The sequence below is a fragment of the Acinetobacter sp. IK40 genome (assembly GCF_035615075.1).
Classification (GTDB): domain Bacteria; phylum Pseudomonadota; class Gammaproteobacteria; order Pseudomonadales; family Moraxellaceae; genus Acinetobacter; species Acinetobacter courvalinii.
Genome location: NZ_JANBOE010000010.1, coordinates 1 through 13460, shown reverse-complemented (window position 1 = coordinate 13460; position 13460 = coordinate 1). Strand labels below are relative to the sequence as shown.

Sequence of the window (13460 nt, the reverse complement as noted above, 5' to 3'; positions counted from 1 at the left end):
ATCGACATGAATATTTTCTGGTTTATTCCCACTCATGGTGACAGTCGTTATCTTGGCACCAGCAAGGGCGCTCGTCAGGTCGATCATGCTTATATGAAACAGATTGCCGTAGCGGTGGACAATCTCGGTTATGCTGGTGTCCTGATTCCGACAGGGCGCTCTTGTGAAGATCCCTGGATCACCGCTGCCAGCCTGATTGATGCCACCAAACAGCTGAAATTCCTGGTGGCGCTACGTCCCGGCATTACCACTCCGGCACTTGCTGCACGGATGGCCGCCACCTTTGACCGTCTCTCCAATGGGCGTATTCTACTTAATCTGGTGACTGGCGGCGACGAGCAAGAACTCAAAGGTGATGGTCTCTATGAAGATCACAGTACCCGTTATCAGACAGCCTCTGAATATGTCAAAATCTGGCGTGAAATCCTGACCCGCTCACATACCGGCGAATCGTTTACCTTTCACGGAGAACGCCTCAGTGTCGATGACGCCAAACTGCTCTATCCGCCTGTACAGCAACCCTATCCTCCATTGTGGTTTGGCGGTTCATCAGAAGCTGCAACTGAACTGGCAGCAGAACAGGTCGATACCTATTTAACCTGGGGTGAGCCTCCTGCTGCAGTGAAAGAAAAGGTCGAATATTTGCGTGCCAAAGCAGCGGCCAAAGGGCGTACCCTGAATTATGGGATCCGTTTACATGTGATTGTGCGTGAGACCAACGAACAGGCCTGGGCAGCAGCAGATGAGCTGATTCAATATCTGGATGATGCTACCATTGCCGCAGCGCAGAAAAAATTTGCGCAAATGGATTCTGTGGGCCAGCAGCGTATGGCTGCCCTTCACGGCGGGCGTAAAGATCAACTCGAAGTTTCACCGAACCTCTGGGCAGGCATTGGGCTGGTACGTGGCGGCGCAGGAACCGCTCTGGTCGGTGATCCAGAAACAGTTGCGGCACGTATTCAGGAATATGCCGATTTAGGTATCGATACCTTTATTTTCTCGGGCTATCCACATCTGGAAGAATCGATCCGTTTTGCTGAACTGGTGTTCCCATTATTACCCCTTAAAACCCGCGAGAAACTGGCACAACCACATTTAACTGGCCCATTTGGTGAAATCATTGCCAATAACTACGTGCCGGAGGTCAAGGAAGCTAAGCCCTTGACCAAGGAGACTGCATGAATAGCAAAGTTTCCGTTAATAATGTTTCACGTGGAACACAAAAAATAGGCAGCAGTTTATTGCCTTGGCTATTTCCAGTGTTACTGGTGCTGGTTTGGCAAGCTGCTTCGAGTTCGGGCCTGTTACAAAGCCGGGTATTACCCGCCCCAAGTGCTGTGGTAAGTGCGTTCTGGCACTTACTGCTCAGTGGTGAACTTTGGCAGCATGTCAAAGTCAGTGCGGGTCGTGCTTTACTGGGTTTACTGATTGGCGGTGGCTTGGGGCTAATTTTAGGGCTACTCAACGGCTCATCGCGTATTGCTTCAACCTTGCTTGATACCACCTTGCAAATGATCCGTAACATTCCGGCATTGGCGCTGATTCCATTGGTGATTTTATGGTTCGGTATTGATGAAACGGCCAAACTGTTTCTGGTTGCAGTGGGCGTGTTTTTCCCGATCTACATCAATACCTATCACGGCATCCGTTCCGTCGATCCCCAGCTAATCGAGATGGGTAAAAGCTATGGATTAAGCCGCTGGCAGTTGTATAAAGACATCATTTTACCCGGTGCCATGCCTTCCATACTGGTCGGTCTGCGTTTCTCTTTAGGATTGGTCTGGGTCCTTTTGATTGTGGCCGAAACCATTTCGGCACAATCAGGAATCGGCTATATGACCATGAATGCGCGGGAATTTTTACAGACTGACATTGTTCTGGTCGGTATCTTACTTTACGCACTGCTGGGCAAATTGGCCGATGTCTTGGCTCAAGGTTTAGAACGTTATTTATTACGCTGGCATGCAGGCTACCAGAAATAAAAGGGAGTTAAAGATGAGTAATTTAAATCTAAATTTCTATGACAATAATCTGGTGCAACCAGTCACTGAACCAGAAACAGCTCAGGCACCTGCCAATGGCGCAGATATTCTGATTGAACAACTGTATAAGTTTTATGGTGAGGTCAAGGTTCTGGAAGATCTTGACTTGCATATTCAGGCAGGTGAATTTGTTGCGGTCGTCGGACGTAGTGGCTGTGGTAAAAGTACCCTGCTCCGTCTCATTGCCCAACTGGAAAAAGCCAGTTATGGAGAAATTAAATTCCAGTCTGCCCGCCATTTTCGTGAAGGTATCACCAATGCAGACATTCGGGTGATGTTTCAGGACCCTCGCCTGCTGCCATGGAAAAGCGTCCTGCAAAATGTGCAATTGGGACTACCTAAAGAACAGCACCAACTCGCAGCCACCTTACTGGAGAAAGTCGGCTTAAAAGAGAAAGCCTCGCAATGGCCTGCACAACTTTCAGGTGGGCAACGTCAACGTGCTGCACTGGCACGTGCGCTCTCGCATTCACCCCGTATTTTGCTTCTGGATGAACCTTTAGGCGCCTTAGATGCCCTGACCCGTTTGGAGATGCAAAACCTGATTGAACGTCTCTGGAAGGAACAAGGCTTTACCGCCATTCTGGTGACACATGATGTAAGTGAAGCTGTCCAGCTGGCCGATCGAATTATCCTTCTGGATCAGGGCCATATCGCGCATAATTTTCAGGTAAATCTGCCACGTCCACGTAAAAAGAGTATTGCTTTTGCACAACTTGAACAACAAGTCCTTGATGCGGTTTTAGCCACCTAAAACCGTTTCACTTTTTCTAAAAAATACGTCAAATCATCAAAAATAACGATTCCAATTGATGACCAACAGATGAATTATTTACAAAATATGTATGACCTTTTTTAGATTTCAATAATTATCAAACACATCCCTAATTTTGGCCCAAAAAGTATAATTTTTTCGATAAAAAAATTCTGTGACTGTGCACAAATCCGGCAATTTATCTTACAATGTCAATGACATTTTTTGAATCAAGCTCGCAGATGGAACAGAAAAAAAGTACACAAAAGCGCAATCAACTGCTGAATGCTGCCCTGGATGTTTTTTCCGTCTATGGGTTTAGTGGCGCAAGTCTGGATGAGATTGCACAGCTCGCAAATATGCATAAATCCAATATTTTCTACTACTATGAAAATAAAGAGTCACTGTATGTGGAAGTACTCACCACGGTTCTGCAAAAATGGTTGGCGCCTTTACAGACCTTGGAGTCTGAACTTGAACCAACAGAAGCATTGACACATTATTTAATTCAAAAAATTGAAAGCTCACGTGACCAGCCGAAGGCTTCCCGTTTATTTGCACTCGAGATTATTCAAGGTGCACCTCATATTTTGCCGATCCTGAAAGGTCCGTTGAAAAAGCTGTTTAAACGTAAAGCTAAAGTCATTCAAACTTGGCAAGAACAAGGTAAATTGTCAGCAGAGATTGATCCAGAACTGTTGATTCTGAATATCTGGGCCATTACACAGAATTACGCGGATTTCTCGACCCAGATTGAAATGGTGACAGGCAAAACCTTGCGTAATCGTAGTATGTTTCAACGCAGCATCGAGCATACTGTGCATGTGATGTTATACGGCGTATTGCCGCGTTAAATTTTCTTCACACGCCTTGCCTTATCTTAGCGATTAAAATAGAAAAAGCGGCTTTGTTTGTCGCTTTTTTTATTTAAGGCACGAAAATATTATTAAGTTTGCCTAAATGAAATTATAGAACAATGATCAATAAACCTATATGGAACGTGAAAAATCACGAAAAAGCCGTTCTAGTGCGCTGAACCCTAGAACGGCTTAGGCTAAACTATTGATGCTTATAGGGAAAGTTGAATCATTTCGCATAAGCCGTATTATGTTAATTTTAGAAATAATTAAATATCTTTTTTATTGCAACTCATGAAGTCTATTATTGGCATAGTCATCTCCTTGAAGGCTGGCCTTTTGATACCAATTTTTAGCTAAATTAATATCTTTAGGCACTCCGATCCCCAATTCATGCAATACACCTAAATCACGCTGAGCAGCTACATAATCTTGATTAGCTGCTTTATGAAACCATTCTACGGCTAAATCATAATCTTGTGATATACCATGCCCGTAATAATATGACACGCCTAGGTTATATTGAGCCATTGCAAACTTTTGATTAGCTGCTTTATGAAACCACTCTACAGCTAGATCATAATCTTGCAGTACACCTTGACCTTTACTATATAGTAACCCTAAATGAGTTTGTGCTATAGCATCATCCTGAATGGCAGCTTTATGAAACCATTCTGCGGCTAGATCATAATCTTGCAGGACACCTTGACCTTTGACATATAGCATACCTAATTCACGTTGTGCTGCTCTATGATTCTGATTAGCAGCTTTCCGAATCAATTCTTCAGCTAGCGTATCATTAATTTCAACCCCAATACCTAGATAGTACATTGAACCCAAATTAAATTGTGCGTCTGAATGTCCTTTTTCAGCTGCTTTTTGAAACCAATTTACCGCTAGATTGTAATCCTCTGAAACACCTTGACCTTTTAGGTATAATAAGCCTACATCATTTTGTGCATCTAAATTACCTTGATTAGCTAAAGCTATTTTTTCTGTAAAAATCATAGTTAATTTCTATTACTAATAAAATATAAATATATATTCTTAAACGTTATTTTTCCATTTAAGTTATAGTTAATTTAAAGCATCACCATATATATCTAAATTGAGCAGGAATATCTATTTAACATAATGGTCGTTATACGAACTAAAAACAAAATAACATTTTAATTTCAATAACATACCAACACACAAAAGTCCACCCATATATATTACAACTTTAAACCCTTTACATTTTAAAATGCGCCTGATACAACGCCAATAATTTTTGTGCGCCTAGTAACAGATTCTCTTCCCACTCTAAATGAGCGGTATCATTGGCACCATCAGTAATATATTTAACCGAGATCAAACGTATACCCAGTTTCTGACAGACTTTAGCTAAGGCATAGCCTTCCATATCAACCAGATTACAGCTGACTTTCGGTAAGCCTGTTTCAAACGAATCACCCGTACCACAAATTCCTTTTGGTAAAAGCTCAAAATGCGGCTGGGCATGGATTTCAGCAGGAATCTCGTCATCCATTGGTGTAACCCCGACTGCAAAACCGAGTGGTGAGACATCCATATCACGCTGCACGAACGTGGTGACTTCAACCAGACTATGTGCATCAAAATGAGAACTTCCGGCACTGCCTAAATTGATAAGCGTTTTGCATCTGGTCTTTTGAATCACCTCAAAGGCTTTGAATGCCGCATTAATTTTGCCGATGCCACTGTAATGGACTTCTATACCTGCCTGCTCAAACAAACCTTTGGATTCACTCGGCAACGCCATAATCAGGGCAATATCAGTATTCATAAAAAGACTCGTTCAAATCAAAATAGAGACACAAAAAAGGTGCGCTCAGGCACACCTTAGATATTATTGCATCTTCTGCTGTAAGGCGACCAAACAGGGAGAGAAAAATAACTGACCGCTATATGCCCCTGCCAGCGTTTTCTTCATCACCAATGCCCATAATCCGACCAGCAGCAAACTGAGAACCACAGCCGCATACTGTAAAAAACCGATATGTAACTGATGCGCTAAATTAAAGATTGCTAAAATAAAGACACCGAATGGGAACGTGAGGCCCCACCAGCCTAGGTTAAATGGAATTCCAGTACGCATATGGCGTAATGTAGTCAAAATCGCGATACCAAACCACCATAAACCGAAGCCTAATAACACCAGACTCGCTACGATGCCTAAAGCAGGTAATAACATTGCCAAGCCTTCAAAGCCCATCGCTTGCATGATCCGTGGCGCCTGCTCACCAAGTAATAGTAATGCTAACGCCCCTGTCCCAATCGGCCCCAAACATAGCCAGCTAGAAATCGCCACTTCTTTCTCAGGCAACTGATGCAATGCCAGACGTAACATCAGGATGGTTAAGATCGCAAAAGCAGGTAAGACAGAAATGCCCCATAATACATAGCCTGTGATCAAGATGGTCAAGGCATGCTGATCGGCTGCTAAATGTTGCAATAACAAGCCCGCAGAGCTGGCAGCAACTTCACATGCCACGATCGGCAACAGCCAGACGGCGGTCATGCGTTGCAGTTGATGGTCCTGACAACTAAACATACAGAATGGCACCAACCAAGCAATTACAACGGCAAGAACAACATCGATATACCAAAGGTAAGTTGCAATTTGTATGGCGATATCACCATATAAATGGGTACCGAAACTGAGAAAACCATTGGCAATCGTGGCTAAACCCATGGGTATCGCACCCAAAAACAGACTCATATTGGGATGGCTAAAAATCTGCTTGGCTTCAGTCGGAAACAAGATCCAGCGTAAGCCATACAACACAGTAAAAGTAGTAAATAACAGAATGTTGAATTGCCACAATTTCGTCGCAAGCATAAACAAAAGAGATGAAGCAAAAGGCAGCTGTGTTAAAATCATCGCCACAACCCCTGTGCCCATGGTGGCAGTAAACCAGTTCGGGGTAAAATGGCGTATTACATCGGTGCTCTGCTCTAGCTGATAAAACGGCTTTTTCATCTCTATCTCGATATCAAGCGACTATGCAGCTATTTTAGTTTAATCATTAAATAAGAAAAATTGATTTATTTTTATTTAATGAATCACTTTAACTGATATAAAACTTCTAAATATTGAAATTTTTCTGTGTAAAAACACAACAACAAGACGAAACGCTGAGAATATGGCAATATATAGCCTTTGCAAAAATCACTGTATTTAACGCCCATGAAGTTGCTTCGTCTCAACGCATTATCGCCAGATTTTCAGTTACCGCCGACTGCGGTAACGATCGGCAATTTTGATGGTGTCCATCTCGGCCATCAAGCGATGATTGCTCAACTCAAAACGTTGGCTGCTGCGCAAGGCTTAAAAACATTAGTGATGATTTTTGAGCCGCAACCGCTTGAATTTTTTAAAGGTTATGATGCACCACCACGGATTAGCTCATTACGTGAAAAAGTAGAATATTTAACCGAGCTCGGTGTGGACTACATTGCGGTTGCGAAATTTGACCAATATTTTAGAAGTCTAAATGCCACAGAATTTGCAGAACTACTCAAATTAAAACTGAATGCGCAAAGCCTTGTACTGGGAGATGACTTCCATTTTGGTAAAGATCGTCAAGGCAACAGCGAATTTCTACGCAACTATGGCTTTGATGTCACCAATTTAAATACCATTGCCTTAAACGGTGAACGGGTCAGTTCAACCCGTATTCGTCAGGTCTTACAAGCAGGTGATCTGGCTTTAGCGGCAAAATTACTGGGACGTCCATATAGCATCACTGGCCGTGTCCAGTATGGTGACCAGATTGGTCGCACCCTTGATTTCCCAACGATTAATGTGCGTTTAAACCGTCATAAACCGTGCTTAAACGGGATTTATGCGGTCGATGTGGTGTGTGAAGATGCCTCTCTTACAGCAAAAATAAAACATGCAGATCCTGCCCTTAATGGCATCTCTGGCTATCAAGCTGACAGTTTGTTTGGTGCAGGTCATGTGGGAACACGCCCAGCCATCAAACAAGACCAGCCAGAATGGCGATTAGAGGTACATTTCCCTGATGTTTCTGCTAATCTGTATGGCTTATTGATGCGGGTAACCTTCCTTCACTATTTACATGGTGAGCTGAATTACCCTTCGCTTGAAGCCCTCAAAGCCGGAATTGATGATGATGTGCAAAAGTTACGAGATTATCGTAGCAGCACAGCTGAATTTCCTTTTTAAATTTAATTTTCATTTGTAATACATGTCAGTTTACAAACTGATCAAACTGGAAGAAAACTTGCATGAGCGATAAGCAAACTCCTGAAAATGCAGTGGATTATAAAGCCACACTCAATTTGCCAGCGACTGAATTTGCCATGAAGGCAAACTTGGCTGTGCGTGAAGCCAAATGGTTAGAAGAGTGGTATGCCGACAACATTTATCAGCAGATTCGTGCATCGCGTATTGGCAAGAAAAAATATGTCCTTCATGACGGCCCTCCCTATGCCAATGGTCAAATCCATTTAGGCCATGCAGTCAATAAAGTCTTAAAAGATATCATTATCAAAAGCCGTGTTTTAGATGGCTTCGATGCACCATATGTACCAGGTTGGGACTGTCACGGTCTGCCAATCGAACTGAAAGTAGAAGAAAAAGTCGGTAAGGTCGGCGTCAAGGTTGATGCATCAACCTTCCGTAAAGCTTGCCGTGAATATGCATACACTCAAGTCGAATTACAGAAAAAAGACTTTGTGCGCATGGGCGTGTTCGGTGACTGGGACAATCCATACCTCACCATGAACTTCAAACAAGAAGCAGATATCGTACGTGCGCTTGGTGCAATCGCCAAGGCAGGTCATATTGAGCCGGGTTTAAAACCAGTGAACTGGTGTATGGACTGTGGCTCTTCGCTGGCTGAAGCTGAAGTTGAATACGAAGATAAAAAATCAGATGCCATCGATGTCGGCTTCACCGTGGTTGATCTGAACGATCTCAGCACGCGTTTGAATGTCGAGGTGAAAGATGCGACTGATATCGTGATCTGGACCACAACGCCATGGACCTTGCCTGCCAACCAGGCGGTCGCGTTGCATGCTGAAATCGACTATCAACTGGTCCAAGTGACCACTGACCGTGGTACGCAAAACTTTATTCTTGCCAAAGACTTGGTTGAATCAGCAATCGAACGTTACAAATTGGAAAATCCAGTTGTACTCGCAGATTTCAAAGGCGCGGCAATCGAAAACCTTCTTTTGCAACATCCGCTGTTAACTGATCGCCAAGTGCCTGTCATTTTAGGCGAGCACGTGATTGCAACCAGTGGTACAGGTGCAGTTCATACTGCACCAGGCCACGGTGTAGACGACTATAAAGTCGGCTTGCTCTATCAATTGAAAGTTGAAAACCCTGTAGGCGGCAATGGTGTGTATTTACCCACTGCACCAATTTTTGCAGGCGAACACATCTATAAAGCCAATCCTCAAATTATTGAAGCGTTGGGTGCAGTCGGTCGTTTATGGGCGCATCAGCCAATCAAGCATAGCTATCCGCATTGCTGGCGTCACAAAACACCAATTATCTTCCGTGCGACACCACAATGGTTTATCAGTATGGATGCCAACGGTCTACGCCAAAATGCATTAAACGCGATTGAAAATGACATCGAGTTTGTGCCTGATTGGGGTCAAAGCCGTATTCAGTCTATGATTGAAGGTCGTCCTGACTGGTGTATCTCACGTCAACGGACCTGGGGTGTGCCAATCCCGTTCTTCGTTCATAAAGATACCAACGAATTGCATCCGCGCACGCCTGAACTGATTGAAGAAGTGGCTAAGCTGATCGAGCAAGAAGGGATCGATGGCTGGTATAACCGTGAAGCAAGTGACTTCATTGGTGCAGATGCCGAGAACTACAATGCAATCCGTGACACGCTTGATGTCTGGTTTGACTCTGGCACAACTCACTATGCTGTGCTACGTGAACGTGAAGACCTGCAAGATCCTGCTGACTTGTATCTTGAAGGTTCAGATCAACACCGTGGCTGGTTCCAGTCTTCATTGCTGACATCAATTGCAATCAATGAACGTGCGCCATATAAAGGCTTGCTCACCCACGGTTTTGTGGTCGATGAGAAAGGCCGTAAAATGTCTAAATCATTAGGTAATATCATTACCCCACAAGACATTATTAAAGATATGGGTGCAGATGGTTTACGCTTCTGGATCGCTTCTGCGGACTACCGTTATGAAATGACGGCTGGTAAAGAAATCTTTAGCCGTGCTTCAGATGGTTATCGTCGTATCCGTAACACCTTACGATTCTTGCTGGCCAACCTGAATGGCTTCAAACCTTCTACAGATGCACTGCCAGTGGACCAGTTGATTGCATTGGATCAATACATCCTGCAACGTGCTGCTGAGGTTCAAAAAACCATTCAGCAAGCCTATGAAGAGATGAATTTCCATATTGTGACCAATGCCCTCACCAACTTCTGTATCAACGATTTGGGTGGTTTCTATCTCGACATCATCAAAGATCGTCAATACACCACCAAGGCAGATTCACAAGCACGTCATTCTGCCCAAACCGCGCTGTACCATATCGTTCAGGCCTTTGTCCGCTGGATGGCTCCAATTCTCAGCTTTACCGCGCAAGAAGCATGGCCTTTAATCCCAGAACAAACTGAAAAATATGTGTTTACCGCTGAATGGTATGACATTCCAACCGCATCAACGGCAAACTTACTGTCTGAAGCAGATTGGCAAACATTGATTAGCGTAAAATCAGCAGTAAATAAACAGATTGAAGCAGCACGTAACGCTAAACTGATTGGCAGTAACTTATCTGCAAAAGTTGAACTTTGGGCAGATGAAGCATTACAGAAATTGTTGAACCAATTGGCTGATGAATTACGCTTTGTCTTGATCACCTCTCAAGTCATTGTGCATCCGTATGCTGAACAAGGTGAAAGCACTGACCTTGCCGGGTTACGTGTTCAGGTTTCAGCGGCGGATGGTGAAAAATGTGTACGCTGCTGGCATGTGCTGCCAGATGTAAATACACACGTTGGTCATGCTGGTTTATGCGCTCGTTGTATTATCAATGTCACTGGCAGTGGCGAAGTGAGAAAATATGCATAATTCTGTGCAAACAAGCCCCGCAAAAAAAGGCTTATTCCAGTTTTACCCGCACAACTTCATGTGGCTTGGACTTTCTGTCCTTGCCATTGTGCTGGATCAATGGACCAAATGGATTGCAAGTTCGCATTTAAATTATGCTGATCCTGTTCCGGTTCTGCCTTTTTTAAACTGGACATTACTTCATAATCATGGCGCAGCATTTAGCTTTCTATCTGATGCGGGTGGCTGGCAACGTTATCTTTTTACGTCTCTAGCAGGCATTGTGTCAGTTATTTTTGTGTTCTGGCTGATGCGCATGCCAAAGAAAATGATCATTTTGCCTATGGCAATTGCGTTGATTCTCGGTGGAGCCATTGGCAACCTGATTGACCGTGTCAGTCTGGGCTATGTGGTCGATTTTATCCATGTCTATTACCAGAACAGCCATTTCCCAGCATTTAACCTTGCAGATAGTGCCATTACTTTGGGAACGATTTTACTGCTAATCGATACCTTCTTCCTCGAGAAGAAACGCAACCAAAATGCGGATAGATAAGATGAACGAAATTATTCACCCAAACGAAGAAATTCGTATTCAGGACGGTTCAAAAGTTGACTTGCACTTTTCGGTTTCAATCGAAAATGGTGTTGAGATCGACAATACCCGTGGCCGTGAAGAACCTGTCAGTCTGATCATTGGTGACGGTAACCTGTTACCTGGCTTTGAAAAGGCTTTATTTGGTTTACGTGCAGGCGATCGTCGTACTGTACATTTACCACCTGAAGATGCTTTTGGCCCCTGGAATGCTGAAAATATCCAGATCTTCGATACGGTTAAGTTTGAACAACGTCCCATCGTTGGTCATATGATTGAATTTGAAGATAAGGCCAAAGCCACCTTATTTGGAATTGTAAAATCGGTCAATGATGACACCACTGAAATCGATTTTAATCATCCACTAGCAGGCAAAAATATTACCTTTGAAGTTGAAATCTTTAAGGTCACCCCTGCTGGACAGCAAGGCATTAAATTGATGTAACATAAAAGCTCTCAAATGAGAGCTTTTTTTAACCCTGAATAAAAGTATAAGATCATTAAAAGACATTTATTTTCGATTCTAAGCAATAACACAGGAAGATTAATATGCTCATTTACATTATCGTCGGTAGTATCCGCGAAGGCCGTACAGCCATTAAAATCGCCAATTGGGTCGATCAGGCCATCAATGGACTTTCATTAAATGATATTCAGACCGAGATTATCGATCTGAAAGAATGGGCCTTACCTATCTTTGCAGGCGCGCATCCTCCAGCGACAGGTGTTTATGACCAACCTAAACAACAACAATGGGCCGATAAAATTGCCGCCGCTGATGCATTTATCTTGATTAGCCCCGAATATAATCATGGCTACAGTCCAGCACTCAAAAATGCATTGGATTACGTGGCTAAGGAATGGCAAGGTAAACCTGCGGCTTATGTGGGCTATGGTGCAACCAATGGCTCGCGCTCAATTGATCAACTCCGTCAGGTCGCGACCTATATCGGCCTGGTGGACAGCAATGCTGTTCTTGAAATCCGTGATATTTTTAAACGTAATAAAGAAGAAACGTTTGAAGCCAATGAGTTTGAAGTGAAAGGCTTGTCAGCGTTAATGAGTAAACTACAGAAGTATCATATCGCTTAATTGTACGCCTAAGCGTACGTTGATCAGGTAGATTTACGTCTATATCTAACCCAGCTTAATCGTTAATATATGAAGCATAGAGAGACAGGAAGTCTCATTGAGAATAATAAAACACACAGGACGTGGTCGTTAATAGGATATCAACGACATAAGCGGAATACGAAGAAGCCCCGTCAGGATGATGGGGCTTCTTTTTATCTATCTGAAGCATGTAACAGAAATTGACATCGTATCCCGCAAGATACAATCTGCCCCAGAAAGCCCTACATTTTTCATGTTTTTAGCTTGTTACCCTAAAATAAAAATGATTTTGAGGTCGTAACCATGGGTAAAAAAGCATTAATCATCACATCTAACGCAGGCGTTGAACATGATGAGCTGATTCAGCCACTCGAATTTTTAAAAGGCAAAGGTATTGAAGTCATCCATGCTGCAGAAAGCTTTGATGCTGTGCAGACGGTAAAAGGTGATAAGGCACTTGGTCCAAGTTATACACCACAAGCCTCATTGGATCAGGTTTCTGTAGAAGATTACGATATTTTGATTATTCCTGGCGGTACCGTCAATGCCGATACCTTACGGCTCAATGAAAAAGCCCATGCCATCATTCAATATTTTACCGATCAAAACAAGCCAATTGCCGCAATCTGTCATGCGCCTTGGACACTCATCAATGCAGAACGCATTAAGGATAAAAATCTGACGTCCTATAAAAGCATTCGTCTGGACCTAGAAAATGCAGGCGCACACTGGGTGGATGAAGCGGTACATCGTTGTAATACCAATGACTGGCCTCTTATCACCTCACGCTGCCCAGATGATATTCCACAGTTCAATGAAGCTATCTTGAAAGAATTGAGCCAAGAATAAGCTCTTAGACAGCATTATTTTTCCCCCCGCCAATAAAAAAACACCCCCAACCGTTAGGTTGGGGGTGTTTCGTATTTAAAAGCTGGCGATGACTTACTCTCACATGGCAAGTGCCACACTACCATCAGCGCTAAGAGGTTTCACTTCTGAGTTCGGGAAGG

The 13460-nt window shown here is 43.4% G+C and carries 13 protein-coding genes; 10 read left to right on the top strand and 3 right to left on the bottom strand.

Annotation, left to right across the window (positions count from 1 at the left end):
• The first annotated feature begins 6 nt into the window (after positions 1-6).
• From ssuD to MSG93_RS16280, 4 genes are all read left to right on the top strand, one after another.
• Entirely contained in the window at positions 7-1182 is a 1176-nt protein-coding gene (gene ssuD, locus MSG93_RS16295) for an FMNH2-dependent alkanesulfonate monooxygenase (RefSeq protein ID WP_324622509.1), read from the top strand.
• On the top strand, positions 1179-1982 hold the full coding sequence (gene ssuC / locus MSG93_RS16290; RefSeq protein WP_009516385.1) for an aliphatic sulfonate ABC transporter permease SsuC: 804 nt from the start codon (positions 1179-1181) through the stop codon (positions 1980-1982). Before ssuD ends, ssuC begins: the two co-directional genes overlap by 4 nt.
• Positions 1983-1995: 13 nt before the next feature.
• Positions 1996-2796 carry an ABC transporter ATP-binding protein gene (locus tag MSG93_RS16285; protein ID WP_032870817.1) on the top strand — a complete coding sequence of 267 codons (801 nt, stop codon included), beginning with the start codon at positions 1996-1998 and terminating at the stop codon, positions 2794-2796.
• 242 nt (positions 2797-3038) lie between these two features.
• On the top strand, positions 3039-3650 hold the full coding sequence (locus MSG93_RS16280; protein ID WP_005228225.1) for a TetR/AcrR family transcriptional regulator: 612 nt from the start codon (positions 3039-3041) through the stop codon (positions 3648-3650).
• Positions 3651-3935: 285 nt separating this feature from the next.
• Here MSG93_RS16280 and MSG93_RS16275 read toward each other — a convergent pair whose 3' ends face one another.
• From MSG93_RS16275 to MSG93_RS16265, 3 genes are all read right to left on the bottom strand, one after another.
• Positions 3936-4661 carry a tetratricopeptide repeat protein gene (locus MSG93_RS16275; protein WP_324622507.1) on the bottom strand — a complete coding sequence of 242 codons (726 nt, stop codon included), beginning with the start codon at positions 4659-4661 and terminating at the stop codon, positions 3936-3938.
• A gap of 223 nt (positions 4662-4884) precedes the next feature.
• Positions 4885-5457 carry a 5'-nucleosidase gene (locus MSG93_RS16270; RefSeq protein WP_324622506.1) on the bottom strand — a complete coding sequence of 191 codons (573 nt, stop codon included), beginning with the start codon at positions 5455-5457 and terminating at the stop codon, positions 4885-4887.
• Between the two features lie 63 nt (positions 5458-5520).
• Entirely contained in the window at positions 5521-6654 is a 1134-nt protein-coding gene (locus tag MSG93_RS16265; RefSeq protein WP_324622505.1) for a TDT family transporter, read from the bottom strand.
• Positions 6655-6861: 207 nt separating this feature from the next.
• On the opposite strand from MSG93_RS16265, the gene ribF reads away from it, so the two are divergent.
• The 6 genes from ribF (at position 6862) to MSG93_RS16235 (ending at position 13299) form a co-directional block, all read left to right on the top strand.
• Complete coding sequence (gene ribF / locus MSG93_RS16260; RefSeq protein ID WP_324622504.1) at positions 6862-7863, top strand: riboflavin biosynthesis protein RibF; 1002 nt, start codon at positions 6862-6864, stop codon at positions 7861-7863.
• Positions 7864-7925: 62 nt separating this feature from the next.
• On the top strand, positions 7926-10763 hold the full coding sequence (gene ileS, locus MSG93_RS16255) for an isoleucine--tRNA ligase (protein WP_324622503.1): 2838 nt from the start codon (positions 7926-7928) through the stop codon (positions 10761-10763).
• Positions 10764-10767: 4 nt separating this feature from the next.
• Positions 10768-11298, top strand: coding sequence for a signal peptidase II (lspA, locus tag MSG93_RS16250; RefSeq protein ID WP_153560063.1), 531 nt, complete (start codon positions 10768-10770; stop codon positions 11296-11298).
• Between the two features lies 1 nt (position 11299).
• Positions 11300-11782 carry a peptidylprolyl isomerase gene (locus tag MSG93_RS16245; protein ID WP_324622502.1) on the top strand — a complete coding sequence of 161 codons (483 nt, stop codon included), beginning with the start codon at positions 11300-11302 and terminating at the stop codon, positions 11780-11782.
• A 104-nt stretch (positions 11783-11886) separates the two neighbouring features.
• Positions 11887-12429: an NADPH-dependent FMN reductase gene (locus MSG93_RS16240; protein ID WP_032876898.1), complete on the top strand. Its 543-nt coding sequence runs from the start codon at positions 11887-11889 to the stop codon at positions 12427-12429.
• 324 nt (positions 12430-12753) lie between these two features.
• Positions 12754-13299 carry a type 1 glutamine amidotransferase domain-containing protein gene (locus tag MSG93_RS16235; RefSeq protein ID WP_005281506.1) on the top strand — a complete coding sequence of 182 codons (546 nt, stop codon included), beginning with the start codon at positions 12754-12756 and terminating at the stop codon, positions 13297-13299.
• Positions 13300-13460 lie beyond the last annotated feature (161 nt).

Bases quoted from the DNA above. Each gene is read 5' to 3' on its own strand.
- ssuD (WP_324622509.1), top strand. From the start codon at position 7: ATGAATATTTTCTGGTTTATTCCCACTCATGGTGACAGTCGTTATCTT.
- ssuC (WP_009516385.1), top strand. From the start codon at position 1,179: ATGAATAGCAAAGTTTCCGTTAATAATGTTTCACGTGGAACACAAAAA.
- MSG93_RS16285 (WP_032870817.1), top strand. From the start codon at position 1,996: ATGAGTAATTTAAATCTAAATTTCTATGACAATAATCTGGTGCAACCA.
- MSG93_RS16280 (WP_005228225.1), top strand. From the start codon at position 3,039: ATGGAACAGAAAAAAAGTACACAAAAGCGCAATCAACTGCTGAATGCT.
- MSG93_RS16275 (WP_324622507.1), bottom strand. From the start codon at position 4,661: ATGATTTTTACAGAAAAAATAGCTTTAGCTAATCAAGGTAATTTAGAT.
- MSG93_RS16270 (WP_324622506.1), bottom strand. From the start codon at position 5,457: ATGAATACTGATATTGCCCTGATTATGGCGTTGCCGAGTGAATCCAAA.
- MSG93_RS16265 (WP_324622505.1), bottom strand. From the start codon at position 6,654: ATGAAAAAGCCGTTTTATCAGCTAGAGCAGAGCACCGATGTAATACGC.
- ribF (WP_324622504.1), top strand. From the start codon at position 6,862: ATGAAGTTGCTTCGTCTCAACGCATTATCGCCAGATTTTCAGTTACCG.
- ileS (WP_324622503.1), top strand. From the start codon at position 7,926: ATGAGCGATAAGCAAACTCCTGAAAATGCAGTGGATTATAAAGCCACA.
- MSG93_RS16245 (WP_324622502.1), top strand. From the start codon at position 11,300: ATGAACGAAATTATTCACCCAAACGAAGAAATTCGTATTCAGGACGGT.
- MSG93_RS16240 (WP_032876898.1), top strand. From the start codon at position 11,887: ATGCTCATTTACATTATCGTCGGTAGTATCCGCGAAGGCCGTACAGCC.
- MSG93_RS16235 (WP_005281506.1), top strand. From the start codon at position 12,754: ATGGGTAAAAAAGCATTAATCATCACATCTAACGCAGGCGTTGAACAT.